Source organism: bacterium 336/3 (assembly GCA_001281695.1).
Lineage (GTDB): Bacteria > Bacteroidota > Bacteroidia > Cytophagales > Thermonemataceae > Raineya.
Genome location: LJIE01000003.1, coordinates 93,491 through 120,458 on the forward strand (window position 1 = coordinate 93,491; position 26,968 = coordinate 120,458).

At 32.9% G+C, this 26,968-nt stretch carries 19 protein-coding genes and 1 pseudogene; 2 read left to right on the forward strand and 18 right to left on the reverse strand.

Going from position 1 to position 26,968, the window contains the following annotated elements:
• The first annotated feature begins 287 nt into the window (after positions 1 to 287).
• On the forward strand, positions 288 to 2,954 hold the full coding sequence (locus AD998_20505; protein ID KOY84571.1) for a hypothetical protein: 2,667 nt from the start codon (positions 288 to 290) through the stop codon (positions 2,952 to 2,954).
• A 229-nt stretch (positions 2,955 to 3,183) separates the two neighbouring features.
• Here AD998_20505 and AD998_20510 read toward each other — a convergent pair whose 3' ends face one another.
• From AD998_20510 to AD998_20555, 10 genes and pseudogenes are all read right to left on the reverse strand, one after another.
• On the reverse strand, positions 3,184 to 4,878 hold the full coding sequence (locus AD998_20510) for a histidine kinase (protein KOY84572.1): 1,695 nt from the start codon (positions 4,876 to 4,878) through the stop codon (positions 3,184 to 3,186).
• A complete protein-coding gene (locus AD998_20515) occupies positions 4,875 to 6,002 on the reverse strand; it encodes a histidine kinase (protein ID KOY84573.1) in 1,128 nt (375 codons plus the stop codon). The genes AD998_20510 and AD998_20515 overlap by 4 nt, the downstream gene beginning before the upstream one ends.
• Positions 6,003 to 6,051: 49 nt before the next feature.
• On the reverse strand, positions 6,052 to 7,101 hold the full coding sequence (locus AD998_20520) for a hypothetical protein (protein ID KOY84593.1): 1,050 nt from the start codon (positions 7,099 to 7,101) through the stop codon (positions 6,052 to 6,054).
• Positions 7,102 to 7,182: 81 nt separating this feature from the next.
• Positions 7,183 to 7,740, reverse strand: coding sequence for a potassium-transporting ATPase subunit C (locus AD998_20525; protein KOY84574.1), 558 nt, complete (start codon positions 7,738 to 7,740; stop codon positions 7,183 to 7,185).
• A gap of 58 nt (positions 7,741 to 7,798) precedes the next feature.
• The gene (locus AD998_20530) at positions 7,799 to 9,859 is read right to left on the reverse strand and encodes a potassium transporter KtrB (GenBank protein KOY84575.1); all 2,061 of its coding nucleotides are present in this window, start codon (positions 9,857 to 9,859) and stop codon (positions 7,799 to 7,801) included.
• A 17-nt stretch (positions 9,860 to 9,876) separates the two neighbouring features.
• Positions 9,877 to 11,577, reverse strand: coding sequence for a K+-transporting ATPase subunit A (locus AD998_20535; protein ID KOY84576.1), 1,701 nt, complete (start codon positions 11,575 to 11,577; stop codon positions 9,877 to 9,879).
• Positions 11,578 to 11,745: 168 nt separating this feature from the next.
• Positions 11,746 to 12,027 carry a hypothetical protein gene (locus tag AD998_20540; GenBank protein KOY84594.1) on the reverse strand — a complete coding sequence of 94 codons (282 nt, stop codon included), beginning with the start codon at positions 12,025 to 12,027 and terminating at the stop codon, positions 11,746 to 11,748.
• 163 nt (positions 12,028 to 12,190) lie between these two features.
• Positions 12,191 to 13,534 (reverse strand): chemotaxis protein CheY, encoded by a 1,344-nt coding sequence (locus tag AD998_20545; GenBank protein ID KOY84577.1) that lies wholly within the window; start codon positions 13,532 to 13,534, stop codon positions 12,191 to 12,193.
• Positions 13,535 to 13,882: 348 nt separating this feature from the next.
• Positions 13,883 to 14,440: a hypothetical protein gene (locus AD998_20550; GenBank protein ID KOY84578.1), complete on the reverse strand. Its 558-nt coding sequence runs from the start codon at positions 14,438 to 14,440 to the stop codon at positions 13,883 to 13,885.
• Between the two features lie 5 nt (positions 14,441 to 14,445).
• A pseudogene (locus AD998_20555) lies at positions 14,446 to 14,706 on the reverse strand (hypothetical protein).
• Between the two features lie 272 nt (positions 14,707 to 14,978).
• Between AD998_20555 and AD998_20560 the strand changes: the two are divergent.
• Positions 14,979 to 15,341: a hypothetical protein gene (locus tag AD998_20560; GenBank protein KOY84579.1), complete on the forward strand. Its 363-nt coding sequence runs from the start codon at positions 14,979 to 14,981 to the stop codon at positions 15,339 to 15,341.
• Between the two features lie 513 nt (positions 15,342 to 15,854).
• Here AD998_20560 and AD998_20565 read toward each other — a convergent pair.
• The 8 genes from AD998_20565 to AD998_20600 form a co-directional block, all read right to left on the reverse strand.
• Complete coding sequence (locus tag AD998_20565) at positions 15,855 to 17,285, reverse strand: hypothetical protein (GenBank protein ID KOY84580.1); 1,431 nt, start codon at positions 17,283 to 17,285, stop codon at positions 15,855 to 15,857.
• A gap of 519 nt (positions 17,286 to 17,804) precedes the next feature.
• Positions 17,805 to 18,593: a short-chain dehydrogenase gene (locus tag AD998_20570; GenBank protein ID KOY84581.1), complete on the reverse strand. Its 789-nt coding sequence runs from the start codon at positions 18,591 to 18,593 to the stop codon at positions 17,805 to 17,807.
• Between the two features lie 69 nt (positions 18,594 to 18,662).
• Positions 18,663 to 19,202: a hypothetical protein gene (locus tag AD998_20575; protein KOY84582.1), complete on the reverse strand. Its 540-nt coding sequence runs from the start codon at positions 19,200 to 19,202 to the stop codon at positions 18,663 to 18,665.
• A 459-nt stretch (positions 19,203 to 19,661) separates the two neighbouring features.
• Positions 19,662 to 21,092: an RND transporter gene (locus AD998_20580; protein KOY84583.1), complete on the reverse strand. Its 1,431-nt coding sequence runs from the start codon at positions 21,090 to 21,092 to the stop codon at positions 19,662 to 19,664.
• On the reverse strand, positions 21,073 to 24,312 hold the full coding sequence (locus AD998_20585; protein KOY84584.1) for a multidrug transporter AcrB: 3,240 nt from the start codon (positions 24,310 to 24,312) through the stop codon (positions 21,073 to 21,075). Before AD998_20585 ends, AD998_20580 begins: the two co-directional genes overlap by 20 nt.
• Before the next feature lie 20 nt (positions 24,313 to 24,332).
• On the reverse strand, positions 24,333 to 25,418 hold the full coding sequence (locus AD998_20590) for a hemolysin D (GenBank protein ID KOY84585.1): 1,086 nt from the start codon (positions 25,416 to 25,418) through the stop codon (positions 24,333 to 24,335).
• A 160-nt stretch (positions 25,419 to 25,578) separates the two neighbouring features.
• Positions 25,579 to 25,965: a hypothetical protein gene (locus AD998_20595; GenBank protein KOY84586.1), complete on the reverse strand. Its 387-nt coding sequence runs from the start codon at positions 25,963 to 25,965 to the stop codon at positions 25,579 to 25,581.
• A 326-nt stretch (positions 25,966 to 26,291) separates the two neighbouring features.
• Positions 26,292 to 26,968, reverse strand: a 677-nt coding sequence (locus AD998_20600; GenBank protein ID KOY84587.1) for an RNA polymerase subunit sigma, incomplete at its 5' end; no start/stop codon positions are given.

Below are 26,968 nucleotides of genomic sequence, written 5' to 3' on the forward strand. Positions count from 1 at the left end.
TGAATCAGGTCGTTTTTTTAATTCATAGTGAGGTTCTTTCTACAAAAGTGACAGTTTTCTATAAATACATCTATAAATGAGCATATTATACAAAAATAAATATTCATATATTAAACAATTTAGCAATAAACTATTTCTTCTTTGAAAAAGTTGAGATTCAAAATGAGTAAAGAAAAGAAATACGTCATTTAGCGTATTTTTTTTCTTTGAAAAAAGATTTTTCTTCACCATAAAATATTTTACCAATTCCCTGAAAGATTCAAAGACATAACAGAAACATTTACTTTATGAGAAAAAGCATCTTACTTTTTATATATTTTTTCTCTGCTCATTTAATTTCTGCCCAAAGCTTAAAAGAGCTATACCAACAAGGCATGAAATACTATAGTGAAGGGAATTACCTAAAAGCAATTGAGATATTTGAAAGAGCTGTTCCTGAGGCAGAGAAACAATTTGGAAAGAATCATAAAAACTATACTGCTTTTTCTGGCAACTTGGCTATGATGTATCAAGCTCAAGGTTTGTATTCTAAGGCAGAAACTTTGTTTCTGGAAGTTAAGGAAATTGATACGAAAATATTCGGAAAAGAGCATTCTGAATATGCCACGGACTGCAATAATTTGGCTATGCTGTATCTATCTCAAGGTTTGTATTCCAAGGCAGAACCCTTGTTTCTGGAGGCAAAGGAAATAGATGCCAAAACACTAGGTGTAAAACATCCCAATTATGCAACTGACTGTAATAATTTAGCGATGCTTTATCTGTCTCAGGGTTCGTACTCCAAAGCAGAAGCTTTGTATCTGGAAGCAAAAGAAATCAGAGCCATTGCTTTGGGAAAACGACACCCTGACTATGCCCAGTCTTGTAATAATCTAGCAGGATTGTACTACGAGCTAAAAATGTATTCCAAAGCAGAGCCTTTATATCTAGAAGCAAAAGAAATCAGAGCCATTGCTTTGGGGAAACAACACCCTGACTATGCTCAGTCTTGTAATAATTTGGCAGCTTTATATGATTATCAAGGTTTGTATTCTAAAGCAGAACCTTTGTATTTGGAGGCCAAAGAGATTAGGGTTACAACTTTAGGAAAAGAACATCCTTTGTATGCACATGTCTGTAATAATTTAGCAGGATTATATAAAAATCAACAGCTATATTCCAAAGCAGAGCCTTTGTATTTAGAAGCAAAGGAAATCCATGGGAAAACTTTGGGAAAACAACATCCTGACTATGCTCTTTCTTGTAGTAATTTAGCTTTTCTGTATTGGCGTTTACAGAACTACGAAAAGGCAGATATGCAGTTTCAGGAAAATTCTCAAATATTTGTAAACCAAATACAAACTAATTTCGCCCATCTCTCAGAAAAAGAGAAAGAACAGTTCTTTAATGGATTTAAGAATAATTTTGAGGTAGTTTATTCTTTTGCTATAGAAAATAAACAAACTTCTTCTTCTGCTTGGCTTTACAACAATATACTTGTGGCTAAAGCTGTTCTATTTGCCAGTTCTCAAAATATTCGAAATATTGTCAAAAAAAGCAATAACCCTGAAATAAAGAAACTTTTTGTAGAGTGGTTGGCTCAAAGAGAACGTTTGACAAAAATAATGATGATGAGCCTTGGAGAAAAGCAGAAACAACAAATTAATCAGAAAGCCGAAGAAGAAAAAGCAAATATTTTAGAAAAACGCTTGAGTGTGCAATCTGAGGCTATTGGGAGTATCTTCAAGCAACACAATTATCAATGGAAAGATATTCAAAAGAAACTAAAATCGCATGAAGTAGCTATTGAAATCAATCGGGTAAGGTATTATAATACAAAAAAGGAGATATTCACAGATAGTATTTTGTATGTGGCTCTTATTGTTACACCTCAGACCCAGAATGCTCCCGAAATGGTGGTTTTACACAATGGCAAAGAATTAGAAACAACAGCCATCACATACTACACTAACTGCATTAAAGCTAAAAAGAAGGACAAAGAATCTTATGGTTTATTTTGGAAACCTTTGAAGGATAAAATTGGTAATGCTCAAAAAATATACATAGCACCAGATGGTATTTATCATCAAATTAATCTGGAAACACTTACAGAGTCTCAAACAGAAAAATATATTAAAGATGAAGTGAGTATTCATTTAGTCAGCAGTACCAGAGATTTGATTTATTTTACTGCTAAGAAACAAGTTAATTACAAAAACTATCAATTACATTTGTTTGGTTATCCTGATTATGCTGGTAGCACACAAAAATCCACACCAGCAAAAGATAGAGATTCTATGAACACTACTATTAAAATAAGTAAAAAACAGCGTTTTTTGGATGGTTTTGGTACAGTAAGTGTTTTGCCAGGTACAAAAACAGAGATTGTGAATATTTCAACTAAAGCCAAAAGTAAAGGAATCAAAGTAAAAACATATTTGGGGAGCTTGGCAAATGAAGAGACTCTTAAAAATATTCAAGATGTTCACATCTTGCACATTGCTACTCATGGTTTTTTTGAATCGGATGTGGAAACTGACAAAGAAAGTACAAAATTTGAAAACCCTTTATTGCGTTCGGGATTATTGCTGACAAATGCTGAGTTGGCATTGCAGGGCAAAATATCAGGAACAGAGGACGGAATATTGACAGCTCAGGAAGTGATGAATATGGATTTGTATGGAACAGACTTAGTGGTACTTTCTGCTTGTGAAACTGGTTTGGGAGAGATTCGAAACGGTGAAGGGGTTTATGGCCTACAAAGAGCTTTTCAAGAAGCAGGAGCAAGAAACATAGTAATGAGCTTGTGGAAAGTGGATGATGAGGCAACACAAAAAATGATGAGTCTTTTCTATGAAAATATGCTTACAAAAGGTATGAATAAAAGAGAGGCTTTTGTGTTGGCCCAAACAGAACTACAAAAGAAATATCCACAGCCCTATTATTGGGGTGCTTTTGTGCTAATTGGAGAATGAGTGGTGCTTCATAAAGCCTTTGATTTTCCAACCAGCAAATATTGAGATTTATTGTTTCGGATAACAACTAACGTTTTTCTTCTATAATCAATATATAAAAAAAAAGCATTTAACACTAAATGCTTACAAAAAATTATTTAAGAACTTAAAAAGTAGATCAAGAAATGTCACATTTTTCTAGACTGATAAAAAAATCAAATGAATTTATTAATCCCTAATCATCAAACATTTAGTTATATTTTAAATAAACCATAAAAGAACTTCCTTCTCCTAACTCGCTAACAACCTCTATATAGCCTCCTTGTGCTTCTATAAATTCTTTACTGATTGCTAATCCTAATCCAGTACCTTCTTTTTTTGTATTAGGAACTCTGAAATAGCGTTCAAAAATTTTTTCTTTGTACTGATGTGCAATGCCTTGTCCTGTATCCTGAACGGTTATTTTAAGATATTCTTTTTCGATGGTCGTTTTTAAATATACTTTTGTGTTTTCATAAGAATACCTGATGGCATTTGAAATCAAATTAGTTAAGACCCATGCTGTTTTTTCACTATCCACTAAAGGAGAGGGAATAGATGTAGGCATATCTACTTCTAATGTAATATTTTTTTGTTCTGCTTGTATTTTTGTGGCATCAATGGCATAAGCAATTATTTCAGAAAGGTTTGCTTGTGCAATATTGAGCTGGATATTACCACTTTCTACTTGAGTAATATGAAGTAACTCTGCTGTTATTTTAAGAAGCCTTTGTGTATCTTCATCTATGCTATGAAGCAAATTTTTCTGTTCTTCATTCAAATAGCCTATTTTCTCATTTTCAAGTAATTGTAGACTCATTTTCATAGAAGATATAGGAGTCTTGAACTCATGAGAAACAGTAGCTATAAAATTGGTTTTAGCGATGTCTAGTTCTTTGTAAGTAGTAACATTTCTTAAAATCAAAACATAACCGACTATTTTTTCTATTTTCTCACCCGTAGGTATAATAGTAATGTCTAATATGTCTTTTTCAAAGTAATTTTCTTTCCCATCTAAATATATTTTAATATTTTTTTCTTCTTTTTTCTGTGTAAAACTCTGCAATAAAGAACGTATGAGGTCATTATAAATAGCCACCTCTTGAGCTGATTTGCCTAGAATATCTTTTTCAGGTATCCCAATAATTTTACTTGCCTCTTGATTGATAAAAAGAATACAATAGTTCTCGTCTAATCCAATTACGGGGTCATGCATGGTGTTGATTAAAGCTTCTATTCTTTTCTTTTCCATCATCAGAGTGGCTACATTACTATGGTTGTATTCCTCTAACTTTTGAGCCATTGTATTAAACGAGGTTGCTAAATCACCAAACTCATCATGATTTCCAAAATAGACCCTTTGAGAGTAATTTTTAGAGGCTATTTGCTTGATACTTTCAGATAACTCCTGAATAGGGTTGGCAATATGTGAGGGTAAATTAATGAGCAGTGTAAAGGCAATTAAAAAACACAAAGTAGCTGTGCCTACAACCCAAAACGTAGCAGTATTAGCTGTATTCTGAGCAAACTTTCCTTTTTTCTCAATAGCCTGCATATTCATCTCCATAATCTGAAAAATTTCTTTTCTAATATATTCTTCTTGATTTGGTTTCTGAGCTTTATATTGATTAAAATACTGTCTTAATCTTCTTGTTGCTTGATATTCTCCAACTTCTGTAATATTCTTTTCTTGTTTTTGAAGGTTTTTTTCAAAATCAATCAACTTTTTTTCATCTAGAGCAATGAGCATATTTTTAGAATACTCCAAAGTATTATGATTTGCTACAAGGATATTCTTGGTATCTTCTTTCAGTTCATGAATATATTTTACGCCCACTATCCCCAAAAGGATAATTAATAGAAATAGCAATCCAACTCCAAGATTAAGTTTGGTTTTTATTTTCATTGTGATAAAATGATTAGATCTACTTGAAAAGGAGATAGTTTGTTTGATAGTTGGATAAAAAGATTTCTACCCACCAAAATCTTCCACCAGCTAAAAGTAGGCTTTCCCATACAAATGGTGGTTATTTTTTGTTGTTCTACTACTTCTAAAATAGCATCAGCAATGTCGTCATTTTTAACCTTGATTAACTCCCCTCCTAACTCTAAAACTAAATTAAAGCTATGAATCAGATGCCTTTGGTCTGCCAAATTAATTTTATCAGGTGACTCTTTTGCTGTCTGAACATACAAAGCATACCATTTAGCATTATAATAGCTTGCCAAACGAGCTGTTTTTCTTAAAATATATTTAGAAGATTTCTCATTGGTACTGATACAGGCAAGAAAACGTTCATGCTTGAACGCTTTTTCAGGATGAATCTCTGTTTCGACTTTTCGTTCAACCTGTGAAGCTACCTCTTTTAAAGCAAGTTCTCGGAGTTGTAGAATATGATCTTTCTGAAAGAAATTACTGAGAGCCGTTTGAACCTTATCAGGATGGTAAATTTTCCCTTCTTTAAGCCTGAGAATTAGCTCGTCAGCCGTTAGGTCAATATTGACTACCTCATCAGCTTGAGCAATAATATTATCAGGAACTCTTTCTTTTACTTCAATGCCCGTAATTTGTTTTACCTGCTCATTTAAACTTTCAATATGTTGAATATTGATAGCTGAAATCACATTGATACCCATTTCAAGAATATCTATTACATCTTGCCATCTTTTTTCGTTTTTTGAACCTTCTATGTTGGTATGAGCCAATTCATCTACAATCACTACTTCTGGACGACTTTGCAAGACAGCCTGTAAATCCATTTCATCTAATTCTTTCCCTTTATAGAACATCTTTTTTCGAGGAATTATAGGAATCCCTGTAAGTAAAGCATGGGTTTCTACCCGATTGTGTGTTTCGATATAACCTATTTTAACATCTATCCCATTTTTAAGTAAACTGTGAGCCTCTTGAAGCATTCGATAGGTTTTGCCTACTCCTGCACTCATGCCTATGTATATTTTAAATTTTCCTCTTTTAGACTTTTTAATCAAATCTAAAAAATGTTGGACTGTTTTATCTTTTTCAGTCATAAATTTATTTTATTTTACAACATAAGAGCTTTTGAAGGCTCTTATGTTTTTAAAAAGCAACAGCTATAGAAGATGTAATTACATAGTTTTGCTTGCTAGTTTTTTTATTTAAAATAAATATTTCATCAGGACTACCTAAACCTTTCCCCTCAAGTCTAATGAGCATATTTTCAGCAGGAGCATAATCTACATTTAAGGAATATCCAAAAGCCCTAAATCCACTTGGATTAACATTATTAGGGTCAGGAATGATCACTACACTTTCTTTATCCCAATAATGCTCCCCCCTTCCACAAATAGTCCATAAATTATTGATCTTATAACGAAGCATTACAGAAGAAGAATTCCATGAACGAGTTTGATTGGTGGCTTCATTAGTTTGCCAGCCCATGTCAAAACCTGTAATAAGTCCCCATTTTTCATTCAAATCAAATTGTCCATAAAAATTATGAAAATAACGCATTTGTTTCAAACTATCTGTTCCCTCATTGCCAATGTATGTACTTGAATTAAGTAAAACTCTTTTACTGGGTTTGTATTGTACTTGTGTTCCAAAGGAAGGCATCGAATTGCTAGGCAATTTTCTAATTCGTTGCCAACCATTTAAAACAAGTCCTGTTATCACCCATTTTTCGTTATCTGAAGTATATGTCCCTTTTACACCTGCTTCATAATAGGGTGTGTTATCTGCTAATAAACTTCTTGAAAGTGTCCAACAATTTTTTGAGATAGCACTCTCAAAACCAATATGTGAGGCAAAAATTCCAGCATCAATCCAAAAATTATGCTTCTTGAAAGGTTTAAAACCTGCATTTCCTTCATAGATATTGCGAATTAGTTCTTGTTCACCAATTAAGTTATATTGTGAATATGTGCCAATCATCAAAGCAATATGTCCTCTTATATTTTCTGATTTAATGGTTGTTTCAATAATACCATGATTTACATTGAACTCATTATGCCTACGATGATTAAAAATATAATTAGCACGTTCATTATTGTCTGGCTTTGCAAAATCAAAAGCATAGTAGGCTTCTATATAGGCAGACGTTTCTATTTTCCATTTTCCAACACTATCACTATAAAGTTGGGCTTGAATGCTTTTAGGCAAGCAAATCATCACTACTAAAAGTATTTTTATATAATTTCTTTTCATCTTACTTTCTATTTTGGTTTTGAATTAAATTTTATCAAGAGCTAAATTAAGTTTGAGTACATTTATTTTTTCAGTTCCCCCAATACCTAATAGAGGCTCTTCTATGTGATTTTCAATAATTTCATGAACTTTCTTTTCAGAAATATTACGAACTTTTGCAATTCTATTTACTTGTATCTTAGCTGCCTGAACAGATATATGAGGGTCTAAGCCACTTCCACTAGCTGTTACGATGTCAGAAGGAATATCCTCTTTTTGGATAGTAGGATTCTTGAGTAAAAAAGTATCTATTCTGGCTTGTACTTCTTTTAAATAATCTGGATTAGAACAACTTTTATTGCTTCCTCCTGAACCCGCTGCATTGTAGCTGACTGCCGAAGGTCTTGACCAGAAATACTTATTTTGTGTAAAGTTTTGTCCAATATTGGTATAATACTTTTTTCCCTGATGTGTAATGGTTTCTCCTTTCCCTTGATGCTGGGTTGTTTGAGCTATCAACCAAATACTAAAAGTATAGATACCACAGAAAAAGACCATGCAGACCAGAGTCAATCTAATGGCAGGTAAAATATTATTTTTCATGATTGTGTATTTTAAATTGTAAAATGATAATGAGAATGATTAGTAAAATCATAGAAGATTAGATAAAGAAAGTGACCAGCATATCTATCAACTTGATTCCAATAAATGGCACTATGATACCTCCCAAGCCATACAAAAGTAAATTTCTTTGTAGTAAAGCACTTGCTCCAATAGGTTTGTAAGCCACACCTTTTAAAGCTAAGGGAATTAATAGAGGAATAATAATGGCGTTGAATATAATAGCTGAAATAATAGCACTTTCAGGGCTATGGAGGTTCATGATATTGAGACCCTGTAATGCAGGAATAGCTGTTATAAATAAAGCAGGAATAATAGCAAAGTACTTGGCTACATCATTGGCAATGGAGAAAGTTGTCAGGGTTCCTCGTGTCATGAGTAATTGCTTTCCAATTTCTACCACTTCAATAAGTTTGGTGGGATCATTATCCAAATCAACCATATTACCAGCTTCTTTGGCTGCCTGTGTTCCACTATTCATGGCAACCCCTACATCTGCCTGAGCTAAAGCTGGGGCATCATTGGTTCCATCACCCATCATAGCTACCAGTCTGCCTTGTTGTTGTTCTATTTTAATATAATTAAGTTTATCCTCAGGGCGTGCTTCTGCAATGAAATCATCCACACCTGCTTTTTCAGCAATGTATTTGGCTGTAAGTGGGTTATCTCCTGTTACCATCACCGTTTTGATTCCCATTTTTCTGAGTCTTTCAAAACGTTCCTGAATACCTGGTTTAATAATATCTTGCAATTCTATGACTCCCACTACTTGTTCATTTTCAGCTACTACCAAAGGCGTTCCTCCATTACTTGATATTTTGGTAACCAATGTTATGATTTCAGCGGGATAACTATTGCCTGCATTTTCAACTAATTTTTTAATAGCATCAGAAGCCCCTTTTCGAATACGTAAAGCATCTATATCTATTCCTGAAGTTCTGGTTTCAGCAGAAAATTTGATAAATTGTGCATTTGCAATATCAAATTGTTGAGTAGAGATTCCAGCAAGTTCAATAATAGACTTTCCTTCTGGAGTTTCATCGGCAAGAGAACTCATGACAGCCAATTTGATAAAATAGGCTTCTTCTACTCCAACTGGGTAAAAATGAGTCGCTTTTCTATTTCCAATAGTAATTGTACCTGTTTTATCTAATAGCAACACATCTATGTCACCTGCTGTTTCTACAGCCTTACCACTTTTGGTAATTACATTAGCTCTCAAAGCTCTATCCATACCTGCTATTCCAATGGCAGAAAGCAATCCTCCAATCGTAGTGGGTATTAGACAAACAAATAAAGAAATGAAGGCTGCAATGGTAATAGGTGTTTGTGCGTAATCTGCAAATGGTTTTAAAGTGACTGTTACTATAATGAATACCAATGTAAAACCTGCCAGTAAAATTGTTAGGGCTATTTCGTTAGGTGTTTTTTGTCGAGAAGCACCTTCTACAAGAGAAATCATTTTATCTAAAAAACTTTCCCCTGGATTGGTTGTTACCAATATTTTTACTCTATCTGAAAGTATTTTTGTTCCACCTGTCACTGAACTTTTATCTCCTCCTGCTTCACGAATTACAGGAGCTGACTCACCTGTAATGGCACTTTCGTCAATAGTTGCGATTCCCTCTATTATTTCTCCATCACTAGGGATAATATCTCCTGTTTCACAAAGTATAATGTCACCTTTTCTTAATTTTGATGAGGAAATCATCATGGGCTTTCCTTCATCAGATTGTGGAGGGTGTGTAAAATTGCCTTTGGGTGGATAAGAAACAAGTTTGGCAGGTGTCTCCTCTCTTGTTTTTCTGAGACTATCGGCTTGTGCTTTACCCCTTGCCTCTGCAATGGCTTCGGCAAAATTGGCAAACAATAAAGTAAATAATAAAATCAAGAAAACGAAAAAGTTATACATAAAACTACCCTGTGTAGTCTCTCCTGACAATACCCATATACAAACTACAAGCATCACAAATGTGCCAACTTCTACAGTAAACATTACTGGATTACGAAACATCTGTTTAGGATGTAACTTTTTAAACGATTCTATAAATGCTTCTTGAATCAAATCTTTTTGAAACAAAGAATTTTGATGAGATTTCATTTGGTTTATTTTTTGAATTAATACAATGAAAAGTATTCTGCAATAGGACCTAAAGCCAAAACTGGAAAAAATGAAAGAGCTGCAATAATAGCAATGATGGCAAATATCATTAATCCGAATATTTTGGTATCTGTTTTGAGTGTTCCAGCACTTTCAGGAATATATTTCTTTTCAGCTAAAATACCTGCAATCGCTACAGGAGCTATAATAGGAATGTAACGAGCTAGTAGCATTACAACTCCACAGGCAATATTCCAAAAGGGAGTGTTATCTCCTAGACCTTCAAAACCACTTCCATTGTTAGCAGAAGAAGATGTGAATTCGTATAGCATTTCACTAAAACCATGATAACTTGGATTGGCTAACCATGAAGCATATAATACTGGATAAGAAGCATGTAAATATGTTGCAAGGGCTGTTCCTACCAGAATAAGAACAGGATGCAACAGAGCAACTATCATGGCTATTTTCATTTCTTTGGCCTCAATTTTTTTACCTAAAAATTCAGGTGTTCTGCCAACCATCAAGCCACTTACAAAAACAGTTAGAATGATAAAAACATAGAAATTGAGAAACCCAACGCCTACACCTCCATAAAATGCATTTACCATCATTCCAAGTAAAGTGAACATCCCTGTAAGAGGCGTAAGGCTATCATGCATGGCATTGACAGAACCATTACTAGTAGAAGTAGTACTAATAGCCCAGTAAGCAGAAGCAGCAGAACCAAAACGAACCTCTTTTCCTTCCATACTTCCCATTGTTTGCATAATTCCCATTTTAGCAATAGCAGGATTTCCTTGTATTTCATAATAGATGGAAGGAATGAGTAAAAGTAGAAAACCTGCTGTCATGACTCCATAAATCATCCAAGCTAGTTTAGAACGTTTAATGATATACCCCATTGCAAATATCATGGCTATTGGAATCAGAACAATAGAAATGGTTTCTACCATATTTGTAAGATAGCTTACGTTTTCAAACGGATGAGCAGAGTTTACACCAAAAAAGCCTCCGCCATTGGTTCCAAGTTGTTTAATGGCTACAAATGCAGCTACAAAACCTCTACTAACCCATTGTTCATTACCTTCTAGAGTGATGATTTTATCTTTTCCTTCAAAGGTCATGGGCATGCCGTTTAAAACCAAAATAGTGGCAACCATTAAAGCTAAAGGCAATAAAATGCGTGTTGCACTACGTACAAATAAAAAATAGAAATTTCCTAACTTACTGGTTGTTTTTTCCCTCATGGCTATAAAAACAACGCCTGCAATAGCCATCCCTGTAGCAGCACTGATAAACTGCCAAAGCATTAAAATTAGCTGTCCTAAATAAGACAATCCACTCTCACCTGAATAGTGTTGTAAATTTGTATTGGTGACAAAACTTACAGATGTATTAAACGCCAAATCTGCATTCATAGAAGGATTATTGTCTGGATTTAGTGGTAACCAACTCATATTAGTGAGTACACACATAGAAATCAGAAACCAAAATGCATTAATTACCAAAAGAGCCAATAAATGCTCTTTCCATGTCATTTCATGATGAGGATTGATTCCACTTAACTTATAAAAAATTCTATCTAATGGATTGAAAATCCTATCTGTCAGGGTTTTCTCTCCATTGAATACCTTACCAATATAACGCCCTAGAGGAATGGTTATTAGAATAGTGATGAGATACATCGAAACTATTCCCAAAATTTCAGTATTCATAAAGTTTTAAAATTTTTCAGGTTTGAGCAGTACATAGCACATATAGCCAAAGACTGCAATAGATAAAATAAAAAGAGCTAACATAATTTTAGATTTTTTTAAACCAATCAATAGATTTTGAAAAGATTCCATAAAAAGCAATGCCCATGGTTGTAAGAACAAGAGTTATCATATTCCACTGGAGTTAATTTGTTGTTGATATTCTTTTAGGAGGTTCTGAGGCAATATTTTACCCACTTCCAAATGCTTTACTTCTAAGAAAGATGTGATGGAAAAAACAAACACATTAGAAATAGCATTCTTAATTTCTGTATTGCCATATTTGAAAAGGAATTCAGCTATTTTCAAGCATTTTTTAGCTCTTTGTAACTTACCAGATACAATTAAGTTTTTGGTAACATTTGTGAGCCTTTGCATTTTTGTATAAATGCTTACATTTTGGTTTTTCATGGGTAGAAAATGTTGGTTGATGAACATATACCCAACTCTTGTTCCTTTTTTAAAAGTATTTTATAAGATATTGTTTAGCAGGTTTTTAATTTTAATCCTTGAAAATAAGCCAATAAAAAACCCTTTCAAAATGAAAGGGTTGGTGTAGCATTTTGAAATACTTTTATTGGATTTGGTATTCTGTGAGTTTTCGATAAAGAGTGGTCACTGCAATGTTTAGCAACTTGGCAGTTTCTGTTTTATTACCTCCAGTATAATTCAATACTTTTTGAATATGTGCCTTTTCTACTTGAGCCAAATCAAATGATGAAGAAGCAGTAATTTTGGTTGGGTTATGTATTTGTAAATCTATAGGCAAATGTTCGAGTTCTAAATTATCTTGCTCCATTAAAATGAGGCTCCTTTCTATGACATTTTTGAGCTCTCTGATATTACCTTTCCAAGTATGTTGCTCAAGGGCTTGTATAAATTTATTGGTAATATTTTTAACTTTTTTATTCATTTTTGATGCAAAAATATCTACAAAATGATGTGTTAGGTCTTCAATATCCATAACTCTCTCTCTTAGTGAGGGCAAAGCTATCTGAAAAACAGAAATCCTATAATACAAATCTTCTCTGAAACGTCCCTGCTCAATTTCTTTTTCTAAATTTCGATTGGTAGCAGCAATAACTCTTACATCTATTTGAGTAGGTCTATTTTCTCCTATTTTGATAAACTCACCATTTTCCAGCACTCTAAGTAATTTTGCTTGCAAATCCAAATGCATTTCTCCTATTTCATCCAAAAAAATAGTTCCATGATTGACTTCCTCTAAAATTCCTTTTTGATCCTTGGTGGCTCCTGTAAAAGCTCCTGCTTTATGTCCAAAAAGCTCACTTTCTAGTAAATCTTTGCTAAAAGCAGCACAATTCACAGCTAAAAAATTCTGTTTATGTCGTTTACTTGCCTGATGAATAGCCTGAGCAAAAACTTCTTTACCTGTGCCTGTTTCACCCGTTAGTAGTACAGTTGTATCCATTACAGATACTTTTTGTGCTAAATCGATAGCTTTCTGAATAGGCTTTGAATGTCCTATAATGGTAGAAAAAGATACCTTATCATGTAATCTTTTTTCTAACCAATCAACTTTTTTATTCAGATTTACTTTTTCTATTGCCTTGTAGAGTAGTGGTATAATCTTCTGATTATCATCTCCTTTCGTGATATAATCAAATGCTCCGTTTTTAATGGCTTGTACACCATCTGCAATATTACCATAGGCTGTTAGCAAAATAATTTCTATGGAAATATATTTTTGTTTGATGGTTTTACTGAGTTCTATACCATTTCCATCTGGTAATTTTACATCACATAAAACGACATCTATATGATTCTGCTCTAATTTTTTAAGAGCATTTTTACAATCAGAAGCTTCTATTACTTCAAAGCCTTCTAGTTCAATGATACGAGCTAGTAATGTTTTGAGTTTTACCTCATCATCTACAATTAAAACTGTTTTTTGCACTTGAATATCATTTTATACAATCATACATAATAATCATCAATTCAAGTTGACTATTATATAACTCTAAACAAAACTATCCGTAAAATATTTTATTTTTGTTATATGGTATGAAGTATGAACAGCCAACAACTTTTCATATAATTTTTTTTCATTCAATAACCTATTAAAGAAAATAAAATCATGTAATAGATTTCTCTGAATAAAAGTTATATAAGGTCAAAAACCACCTTTTTCTATACTCATTTTTCATCTATAAAAAATTCAGCTCTTTTAAAAGAGCTGAATAGAAAAGAAATTTTTCTAAGTTTTGCTATTTGCCATGCTTAAGTCTGAGTTGTGTATTCGTGTTTATTTCTTTTTGAACAAAGTTGCTATCCATGTGCCAAGTGTCAACAGCAAAGATAAAATCAATAAGGCATTAAATAACATTTTTGTCTGTGTCGCAATGCTTGCTAATGTAACAGCTAAATGGTCAGAAGAAGGATAACGTGAAAATGATATAGTAATAAAAATATTCTCTATATAATCCGCAAATCCTGTGAGAAGCGGAATTAGAAACAACCACTTCAACCAATTTTTTCTGTTATGAAACACTAAAAAAATAAGTGATGAAAATGTCAAGGCGTAAATAGTAGGAAAGAAAATATCACAAAGCATAAAATTTTTATAAAAACTCCTGCCTTTCGTTCCTAATTTGTCCAAGTCGCTGGTAAAACTTTCAACATTATAACCTTTCGCCTGTAAGTCAAAGGGTGTAAATGTTGGTGAAATCTTTTGCATTGATGGGGTACTGGTTGGTAAACCTGGTGTATTCATTAAAATATTGAATACAACTAACAATACTACCAAAATAAAAATGAAAGTTTTTTTTGACGTCCTGTCTATTAAAGAATATATATTGTTCATAATTATTATTTTGCTTGAAGTTGTTTAATTAAGCCTAATGCGTCCCATGAGCCTTTACCCATACCATCTGTAACTATTCCATTTTTAAAAGTCCAAAACCATGAACCTTTCCATGATACTTTTTTGTTGGTTGGGCTTATGCCAAGAAATATACCCTTATGTGTGCCAGTGGCTATCCATCTTGCTGCAACCATTCCATTCTCTGCAACCATAATATCCACGATGATTATCAAGTCAGGAAATGCTGTACGTATTTGTTGGGTAAATGCTTTTTCTTCTTTAGCAAATTCTGGTACAAAATATTTGTCAGCAAATGTAGTATCGCCTTTGTTGAACAGATTGTCCACAATATAGAGCATGAGTTTTTTATTAGCGGAATTGGATTTCCGTATTCCTTTGGTTTGTGCAAAAGTTGTCATACTAATGAGTAGAACAGCAACCAAAGAAAAAATTCTGTTTTTCATTGTTGTTATCATAAATCAAAGGTATAAATTTGCGTATTGGTATCATAACGAAACCACTATAAACTACTTACCACATGGTAACCACTCAAAAAAAGAAGAACACAGGAAACCCATATAATTGTCCACTAACGGCAGCGGTGGATAAAATTGGTGGTCGTTGGAAGCCCATTATTCTATTCTATTTGTCTAACGGGAAAAAAAGGTTTGGCAAGTTAGCAGCCATTGTACCAATGATTTCTAAAAAAGTCTTATCTCAGCAATTAAAGGAGTTAGCTGATGATGGTCTTATTGTCCGTAATCAGTTTGATGAAGTTCCGTTACGGGTTGAATATTCATTGACTGATTTTGGGAAGTCTGTCCTACCAATATTGGATAAAATTTGCGAATGGGGAAAGCAGTTTGTGGATAGTAATCTTTCAGTGCAAGACATGGGTTAACATGACGCATATGGTCGTAGCGAAGTTACAAAAAAGCGAACATAGGGAGCAATCTTTTTTGTAATTTCGCCAAACCGCAACTGGGCGAATAATTGCCTGAATAGGTAAACATAGATATATAATTTCTTTTAACCAATACAGAATACACAACATATTTTCATAAATTATCCAATGACTTTTATTCTTTTTGATAATTTTTTCACTGAGTGTATTGCAAAGTTTTTTTCAAAACAGTTTAAAAAATTGCTCAATTTTTACATTGGTTATATTATCCCAAATAATTTCAGCTCTACCGTTTATATCAATTGTTGAACCAGTTGTTGTTATGATATGTCTATTTTTAGTTTTCAATTTTGTTTATGGTTGTTCCAGCATAGGCATAACGGAAAAATGTTTGCGGAGTGTGACATATAACATCACTTTCCTTGCCCTACACACAAAGTTTATAAAAAGCACAAAAGCCTAAATTAACACATCTACCCACTTTTTCGCAAATATAATGTTGGTAGCTGTTTATTTTCCCTGTCTCTTTTTCACATTTTCCAAATAGGTTTTGGCTACACTGTCGTGTGGAAAAAGAGCTAAGGTTTTTTCGTAATATTCCACTGCCTTTTGTTCATTACCTAATTGTGCATAAATGCTACCCAAATTGGAATATGTCCAGGACGAGTTTGGATATTGTATTGCATTAAATTCCAAAAGTTGAATGACTATATCTGTTTTTTTGAGCAAACCATAATATTCACTGAGCCCAATCAAAGCCCCCTCTGCAAAGTCGTATTCATTTGCAGAGGTTTTTTGCAGTTTTTTGTATTCCTCTAAACCTACCTTAATATTTTGACTATCAATAATTTTTGCTAAGGTTTGAGCAAGAGATTTTTTAGGAATTTCAGAGGGTATATTGTGCAAAATTTGCAAAATACTTTTGGCAATATTTTCTACTTCTGTAGGTTCGGCATTTGCCAAAATTGTAATAAAATAGCCGTTTTCTTCTCTCAAAATAATGGCATTAAAACCATTGTAACCACCTGTATGCCAAATGGTATTCACTTTTTTATCTTTTGAAAGCTCTTGCGAAGTCATCAGCCAACCATAACCATAATTATTTTTATTGGGTGTAAAAAGCAATTTTTTATACTTTTCACTCAATAATAAATCGGAGTTCAATGCTTTATGCCAAAGGTACAAATCTTCAACAGTTGAATAAATTTGCCCTGTTGCAAAAACAGTAGTCATATTTCGGTATTCGCAGTTCAATAAATTGCCTGCAGCCAAGTATCCTTTTGCTTTTTGCGGAATAATATTGAGGTCATTGTCTATGCCTGTGTTATTCATTTTTAAAGGCTTACAAATTCGTTCCCGCAAATTACTTTCATAATTCTTGCCTGTTACTCTTTCCAAAATGACCCCCAAAACCACATAACCAAAACTGCTATAACGAAATTGTGTTGAGGGATCAAATAACAAATCAATGTCCCAGAACAAGTGCATCAACTCGTTGGGCGTGTAGTTATTTTTACTAAATTTTTGATAAAAATCAGGGAAATAATGCACAATGCCTGATGTATGTGAAAGCAAATGATGAATCGTGATTTTTTCGGCTTTTTCTTTGGGGTATTCAGGAATAAAAGTCGAAATTTTATCTTCCAATTTCAATTTACCTTCTTGTACTAATTGTAAAATCATCAAAGCCGTAAATTGCTTACTGATAGACGCAATACGAAATTTGGTTTGTGGCGTATTGGGCTGCTGCCAGTCAAAATCTGCCATTCCAAAGCCTTTTTTGAACAAAACATCTTTGCTGTCTGCCACCAAAACTGAACCATTTAGTTTACCGTTTTGGGCATAAACTTCAAGCAAATTTTCAATTTTTTTGCTTGTCTTTTGGGCAAATACAGAGCTTGTAAAAATTAATAGAAATAAAAAACAAGTAACTCTTTTCATCTATTTTCTAGTTAAATAGCCACTAATGAGCAGAATGTGTAGGCATTTCAATCTTAAATATACATATTCTTTAAAAAAATCACATCAATATATAAATTTGTTTATCAGTACTTTATATTGAAAACAATGTGATACACTTTTATAAATTATCTACCGAACTTTTTATCTTTTTGATACTTTTTTCACTCACATGAGTGTATTGGAAAGTTGTTCTCAAATCCTTATACCCTAACAATGTTTGAATCAAACGAATATCTGTTCCTTATTGAAATATAATTCTTCAATTTAAAAATTGCACATTTTTCTAGACTAGTTTGAATCCTGAAATACCTATAACTCTCTTAAATACGTTATTTTTTTCTTAAGCTGATTAAATAAATATTTTGAGCCAATACCATTTTATTAACATTTCCACATGATTATAACCTTGAAATAACCTTTTAGGAAGGTGAACATTGCTCTTTGTTTCATCCCACTTTCCCTGAAAGTATAGAATTGGGTAGAGATGACAGACTACTATCAGTTATTTACTTTACTTCCCATCATTTTAGCTACTAAGTTTATAATGGCTTTCCTTGTCAAAAAACGAGGTAGTAAAGTTGTTATATAATTGTCAGTACCAACTACTTTATAACTTTTCCCTTTCAATAAAGCCTTTATTCCTTCTTTGGCTACTGTTTCAGAGCTGTCAGCTCTCATACCTTTTGTGTTTGCTTTTGCAGTTGATTGAAATCCTGTAGCTGTATTTCCAGGGCATAATGCCGTAATCGTAATTCCTTTTTTATAAAATTCTCCGTACAAACCTTCTGAAAAGCTAAGCACGAATGCTTTTGATGCACAATAAGTTGTAATGTAAGGACAAGGCTGGAAGGCACCTGTCGATGCTACATTGATAATGCCACCTTCTTTTCTTTGTAGCATTTCTGGAATAACAAGTTGACTTAATGTTGTTAATGATGTTATATTAAGTTCTATCATTTCTTCATACGTTGAAATACTTTGGTCTAAGAAATTCGTCCATTTTCCAAAACCTGCATTGTTTACCAAAAGGTCAATGTTCAAATTTTCCTTTTTAATTGCATTGAATAGTTGTTCCGCACTTCCACCAATAGCAAGATTTTCAATAAAGATTGACACTTTAACATCGTATGCTTTTCTTATTAAAGTTGCAATAGTTTCCAATTTTTGGGCTGAACGAGCTGTAATAATTAAATTAGCACCTTGCTTGGCTAATTCGTAAGCGAATGCTTCTCCAATGCCTGATGATGCACCAGTGATAAGTGCTGTTTTGTTTTTTAAATTTTTCATCGTATCTGTTTTTATTTTTGATTACGATGTAAAGGTCATTAACTTAAAATCTAATCCACTGAACAAAAGTTAAGTAATTATTTTTCGTCTAATTCTACTCAATGTCTGTGGTTCAATACCTATATAAGATGATATGTATTGTAAAGGAACATTCTGTAAAATGTGAGGCTCTTCTTTTAAGAGTTTGAGATATTTTTCTTCTGCATTAAGTGTAATAAGGTCTTTTGACCTTTGATTATTGAATACTAAATATTTATCTGACATAAGAATTCCAAATAGTGCCATATTATGACTTTTTCTATAAAGAAAATCAAGATTGTCTTTTGTTATTTTCAGCAATTCACAATCACTAATAGTTTGCATAACTTCTTCTGATGGTGTTTTTGTTGTAAAACTGTTGTAGGCTGTTACAAAATAATCTTCAGAAGCTAAATGATTAGTTATTTCTTGTCCCTTTTCGTAATGAAAAACTCTAATGTATCCTGAAACAACAAAGTATAAATGTTTTGCTGTCTTGTTGTAGTCAACTAAAATTTCATTCTTATTAGCTGTTGTTTTTTCAAATAAATTGTCAATCAGTTGAATGTCGTTACCATTAATGTCAACCATTGTTTTTAAAAGGGATATGAGATTAGTGTTGTCCACGATTTCTGTTTATTTGTCGTTTAGGGTTGCCGATAACGTTTTGGGTATTGATGAAGTGGAGAATTGAAAACGTCAGCTCAAATATAGTATAAAAGAGGTTCTCGTTGCAAAAGAAAAAAAATGGCAGTTTGGAAAATTCATTTTTAAGCTCTTTAGAAGAGTAAAGTAAAAGAGAGAAAATAACACTTTGTTGGTAATGATAAATCGAAAGTTAAATATAGTAAATTATAAAAAGTACTTCATAATTACACTTTGGATATACAATTGCTTATGGAATTGTAGAAAATATAAAAAAGTCTATTTTCATCAAGTTATTTGACTTAGGAATCTACTGTTAAATAAATTAAGAGTATTGGAAAAACTTTCTTAACATTTCCATAAGGTTAAAATTTTAAGAAAGTTTTTTCTTAACCACTAAAAAGCTTAATACCACCCTCCTCCTAAACTTTTATAAATATTTACTTTTGTCACTAATTGCTTTAATTTGATTTCAGTAAGTTCCATTTTTGTGTTCAAAGCTTCTCTTTGAGTAAGTAAGACCTCCATATAATCTGCTCTGGCATACTTAAATAAGTCATTAGAAATATCAACAGATTGTGAAAGAATATCAGATTCTTTCTGTTTAGTCTGATAGCTACCAGAGTAATTCTTTATAGCAGAAGTTTGATTCATTACTTCTAAATAAGCATTTAGAATGGTTTGTTGATATTTATACCTTGCTTGAGCCTGTTTGTGATATGATTTGTAATAATTAGCCTGAATAGCATTTTTATTAATTAAAGGTGCTAAAGCATCACCAAATAAAGAAAGAACCAAGGATTCAGGATTAAAGAGTAAATGAGGTTGAAAAGCCTGCATACCAATAAATCCATTGAGTCTAAAAGCTGGATAAAAATTAGCTTTTGCAGATTTAATATCCAAGCCTGTTGCCTGCAACTCCCACTCAGCTTGGCGTATATCAGGTCGATTCTGTAAAAGTTGTTTAGGAATACCCACAAATAACGAATCTGTTGACAAGGTGGTAAAAGATGATGAATTTCGAGCAATAGTTTTAGGAAAACCTCCAATTAAAAAATGAATTCTATTTTCTGTTTCTACAATTCTCTGTTGAATTTCATACTGTAAATTGGTGGTGTTAAGCAATTGGGCTTCAAAACGATTGACAGCTAATTGAGAAACTTTAGCAGATTCTTTCTCTTGTTTTACAATTTGCAAGGCATTGGTTTGGAGTTCTATATTTTTTTGAACAATCTCCAGTAAATTGTCCAAAGCCATCAGTTCATAATAAGAGTTAGCAATTTCTGCAATAAGTCTTGTAGTTAAGAAGTTTTTAGCTTCTTGGGTTGCCATATACCTCGAAAAAGCTGATTTTTTAGCATTTCTGAGCTTCTTCCAAACATCTATTTCCCAAGAACTATTAAAGCCTACTAAAAAATCAGTAAGAGGTGATGGAAAAGGTTTATTAGGTTCAATACTTACATTTTTTTCCAAAGCTCCCAAACGAGTAAAACTACCTGCTCTATCTAAACCAGTTCCTCCACGAATGCCCACAAAAGGCATATATTCCCCTCTACGAGCTTTCACTTCATTAAGGCTGATGGCTATTTCTTGTTGTACAATAAGAAGTTCCTGATTGTTTTGTAAGGCAGTATCAATCAGAGCAACTAGGTTCTGATCTTTAAAATAGTCTTTCCATTTAATTCTTGCAATATTATTTGTATCTGATATGCTATTGTTATAACTATCAGGTATAGCTTGAGATTTTGTTTTGACAGTATACTGGGGTACTTTACAAGAAGTACCCACAGCAATCATCAAAATGATTATCGAAAAATTATATACTACCGTTTTCATCTTGTTTAATATTTTTATTGAATAACTTTTTGAATCTTTTTAGAAGACGATTTTCAGTCATATTATTTTCCACAAAATCTTCTGTAAGAGGCGTTTCATCTTCATCTTTGATAAGTTTTTTGTTACCTGCAAATTTTGCAAAGATGTAATACAAGCCAGGGATAACGAGAACCCCTATAATTGTACCTAACATCATTCCACCCATTGCTGATGAGCCAATCGTACGATTGCCAATGGCTCCTGCCCCCGTAGCTCTTACAAGAGGTATCAACCCTGCAATAAAGGCAAAAGAGGTCATCAGAATAGGGCGAAAACGTACTTTTGCACCTTCAATAGCAGCGTCCACCAAAGATGCCCCTTCTTGATGTTTCTGAACAGCAAATTCTACAATCAATACAGCATTTTTACCCAATAAACCAACCAACATAATCAATCCAATTTGAGCATAAATATCATTAGACAAACCCATAACCTTTAAGAAGGCAAAAGAACCAAAAACCCCGATAGGTAAAGAAAATATAACAGCTAATGGAATAATAAAGCTTTCATACTGAGATGCTAATACCAAATACACAAAGACTAATACCATAATAAAGACATATACAGCTTCATTTCCTCGTCCAGCCTCTTCGTAAGAAAGTCCTTCCCAAGCAATGTCATAACCTTGAGGTAATACCTGCTTGGCTACTTCCCTGATAGCATCAATGGCATCACCAGTCGTATAACCTGCTGCTGGTACCCCTCGAATGGCAGATGAGGTATAAAGATTTAACCTTGTGATTTCATTAGGACCTTGTGTTTTAACCAGTCTCATAAAAGAAGAATAGGGAACCATATCTCCTTTATCATTTTTGATAAATAAATTTGTCAGGTCAGAGGGGATTTTGCGATATTCTGGTGAAGCCTGTGTATAAACCTTAAAAAAGTTTTGAAAACGGGTAAAGCCTTGTTCGTATGTACTACCAATCAAAATATTAAGATTCTCCATAGCTTTACCAATTGAAACACCTTTCTGCATGGCAGCAGCATTGTCTATCACTAATTCGTATTGTGGATAATTGGCAGCATAAAAGGTAAAAAGTCCTGTAAGTTCTTTTCGTTTCCCTAAAGCTTCCATAAATTCTTTATTTATTTTATCAAACTCCTGATAATCCACAGTTGTACTTTTATCTAAAAGACTAAAAGAGAATCCATTAGAAGCTCCATAACCTGGAACAGCAGGAGGTTCAAAGAACTCAATAACAGCTCCTAAATCTTTTGTTTTTTCTTCTAACTCTTCAATAATTTCTTGTACAGAATGATGTCTTTTTGACCATTCTTTTAGGTTAATCAGACAGGTTCCTGCATTTGATCCTCTACCTTCTGTAAGTATTTCATAGCCAGCCAAAGCAGTTACAGACTGAATACCATCTACTTTTTCTGCTATCTTTTGTAGTTGTTTGGCAACTTCGTTGGTTCTTTCTAAGGTAGAACCTGGAGGCGTTTGAATAATGGCATATAGCATTCCTTGGTCTTCATTGGGTATAAAACCAATGGGTAGTGTCTGATTAACAGAAAAAATGCCCAAACCAAAAGCAACTAAAATACTAAAAGTCAGCAATCTGCGATTGACAATAAAACCTAAGAGTTTGGCATATTTATTTGTCAATTTCTCGAAACGGGCATTAAACCAATTGAGAAAAATATTGATAGGAGTTCTTTTTTTATGCTTTCCATGATTATTTTTTAGAATCATGGCACATAATACAGGAGTAAGAGTGAGTGCTATCAATCCTGAGAGTAAAATAGAACTAGCCATTGTAATAGAGAACTGTCTGTAAAACATTCCCACAGGACCTGTCATAAAGGTAATAGGAACGAATACTGCTGTCATGACAAGTGTAATGGCAATAATAGCCCCACTAATTTCTCCTAATACTTTTTTTACAGCCTGAAAAGGATTAAGGTGTTCTTCTTCCATTTTAGCATGTACAGCTTCTACAACTACAATTGCATCATCTACAACTATCCCGATTGCTAAAACAAGAGCAAATAAGGTAATCAGATTAATGGTTAAGCCAAGAAACTTCATAAACATGAAGGCTCCTACCAATGAAATCGGAACAGCGATAATGGGAATAAGTGTTGAACGCCAATCTCCTAAGAATAAAAAAACAACAATTGCAACCAATATAAATGCTTCTACAAGTGTATGAACAACTTGATCAATGGATGCATCTAAAAACTTAGAAACATCATAACTGATTTGATAGCTCATACCAGGAGGGAAATCTTTATTTAATTCATCTAGCTTAATTTTTACTTGTTTGATTAGTTCGCTGGCGTTGGTACCAAAGTTCTGTTTTAAAACAATTGAAGCAGAAGGATAGCCATCTTTGCTCGAATAAATATCAAAAAACTGACTCCCTAACTCCACATTAGCAACATCTTTGAGTCGTAAGATTTCTGCTTCTGCATTAGCTCTTACGATTATATTTCCATACTCTTCAGGCTCGTTAAAACGCCCTTTATAAACTAAAACATATTCTAACGATTGTACTTCTTTTCCTGAGCTAAGCCCTAATCTGCCAGGTCTTCCAATCACACTTTGCTCATTGATAGCTTCCATAATTTCATCAGCAGATACCTTATAAGCTCTCATTCTATCAGGTTTTAACCAAATACGCATAGCATAATTACGTGAACCCAAAATCTGAGCTCTTCCCATTCCTTTTATACGTTGCAATTCAGGTATAATATTTACGTTTGCATAATTGTATAAAAATTTCTCATCTGCATTTTTATCTGTACTGTATAAGTTCACATACATCAACATACTAGGCTGTATGGGAGAAATGATAATACCTTCTCTTTGCACCAAAGGAGGCAGATTATTTAAAATCTGGTCTATACGGGTTTTTACATTTACCACATTTGCATTTGGGTCAGTTCCTGGTTCAAATACAATTTGGATGGTTGCTTCGCCTGCACTAGTTGCACTAGAACTCATATATAACATACCTTGTACACCATTGATAGCTCTTTCCATAGGAATGAGAGTTGTATTGACTAGTACATCGGCACTGGCACCAGGGTAAGCTACAAATATAGATACACGAGGAGGGGCAATTTCGGGAAATTGAGAAATAGGTATTGTTTTCATGGATAACAAACCAATGAAAATAATGACCAAAGATATTGAAATTGCTAATACTGGACGTTGAATGAATCTTGTAAACATAGTTGTCTTCTTTTATTTAATTATTCTGCATGTATATTTCTCAACTCACTCATAACTACCCCAAAATCAACTGATTTTGTTTGGATGTGTTGCCCGTTCTTTACTTTACGTAAACCTTCTATCAGAATCTTATCACCTTCTTTCAATCCTTCTTTGACGACAAATATGTGGGGCATTTCATTAGCCACTTTGATTTCTCTAGCCTGAACATTATTTTTCTTATCTATAACATAAACATATTTCTTTTCAAGTACTTCAAAAGTTGCTTTTTGGGGTATCAGAAGGGCTTTTTGCAATTTAATAGGCATCAAAATATTCCCTGTTTCTCCATGTCTTAAAATACCCTCAGCATTTGCAAAAGTTGCTCTGAAAGCGATATTACCTGTTTCATTGTTAAAATCGGCTTCTATTGTTTCTACAAACCCTCGATTTTGATACAACTGGTTATTTGCCAAGACAAGTTTAACAGAATCTAATTGATTGTTCTTTTTTTGCAGGGCAAAGTCTAAATATTCTGCTTCAGGTACATTGAAATAGACCCACATTTTTTCATTATCAGAAAGAGTTGTTAAGAATTCCCCTTCATCTAGTAAACTTCCTAAACGCACCATAAATCTGCCAACCATTCCATCAAAAGGGGCTCTTATTTCTGTAAATCCTAAATGGGTTTTGGCAAGAGCCAGTTCTGCTCTTGCTTTATCATATTTGGCTTTAGAAAGGGCAAGTTCATTAACTGATACAATATTCTTATCAGATAAATTTTTTGTATTTTTATATTCTATTTCTGCAAAATTTGTCTCTGCTAAGGCTTTTTGAGTTTCTGCCTGATATACAAAAGGCATTACTTGAAATAATAATTGTCCTTTTTTGACGAACTTGCCTTCATCTACATAAACACTTTGTAAATAGCCTTTTTCTAAAGCTCTTAATTCTATATGTTGAATAGAACGAATCTGACAAACATATTCTTTGAAAATGGTAGTGTCTTTTCTGACTGGGGTAGTACACAAAAAAGTAGATTCTTCTATTTTGTGATGTTCATTATGCTGACAAGCCATTTGTAAAAACATGAAAAGGCTCATCAATAGAATTGATATATTTTTCATAAAATTAAATGTTATTTTCTTAAAATTAAAAGGATAGGGGGTATCATGCCTGTCGTTTTTCAGAAAAGACAAGATGATAGAGGTATTCTAAAATATTTTAGAATAAAAATACCCATAGTCAGATAATTTGACTTTTATGGATGGGGTTTAAAGTAGAATTCTAGATTTCGTAAAAAACAAGCTGATGATAAGCTATGTAGAAAGGGCAAGACGGGTATTGAGAGGTACTAGCAATATTTGATTGATAAATAACACTTGAAAAACAAAAAGTTCTATTAATAGCTGGTATGCTATGTATTTGCCAATCTTTATCAAGAATTTTCTTGTATTTTTTAATTTTATGAGATGTGCCTACTTCACTGTCTTCTTCATCTATATTTTCATTTTCTGTTTTGGTTTCTTTTTCAGTCTCAACAGTTTTTTCAATAAAAAGATTGTATGAATTGTAAGGAGAAATGCCAACTAAGTATGAAAATATTAGTACAAAGGAAAAGGATAGAATTCTTTTTCCTGACTTTCTTTCAATATAGTTGAGTATATTATACATAGTTGTATTACCTTATAAGGTAATTAGTTGATTGAGATTCACTAGTTCTAACTTTTTACTATTTCTTTACAAAGGAAGGTATTTTTTTATAAAGCATTATCACATTTCTTATTAAAAGAATTTATGAATAACATATTTTATATTAATGAGTACTTAGATAAAGAAATACACCTTTTTTTAGACTGATTTTGTTCTTTTCAAATTATACAAATTTTAGGTTCATTTTTCATCTATAAAAAATACAGCCCTTTATAAAAGGGCTGTATAGAAAAGAAATTTTTCTAAGTTTTACTATTTGCCATGCTTAAGTCTGAGTTATGCAACAGTTAACAGGGGTAACTGTTGTTTTTCTTTTTAAGGTCGTTCAATTTTTTGTTTAATAGTAATTTGTCATTATCAGTTTTTGCTTTTTGTTGTGCCATTTCAAAATAAGAAATAGCTTTTGCATTGTCAATGTCTGTATGTAAATAACCAAGCAAGGAAAAGTAAAAATGATTATCAGTTAGATTTAATTTTTCTGCCTCTATAATTGCAGTTTGTTTACCCCTTACTTGTGCCAACGCATAAGTTCTGTTTAGTGCTGTTATTGGTGAATATTCAATTACCAAAAGTTGATTATAGGCTTGTAAAATATGGTCCCACTTTTTTGGGTTTTCAATTTTGCTACTATGCCAATAGGCAATGTTTGCCTCTAAATGATATTTGCTTAATTCATTACCTTGGGCACTTTGTATTAAATAAAAATTTCCTTTTGCAATTAGTTCTTCGTTCCATAAATTTTTATCTTGTTGGTCATACAAAATTGGTTCTCCTATTTGATTGGTTCTTGCTTCAAAACGTGAAGAGTGAAAGCACATTAAAGCCATTAAAGCGTTTACGATGGGTTTGTTTGTTGTTTCATTTTCTATCAAAAAATAATTTAAACGCATTGCTTCCAAACACAATTCTTTTCGCAAATGAGTTTTCTGTGTACTTGAATGATAACCTTCATTAAAAAGCAAGT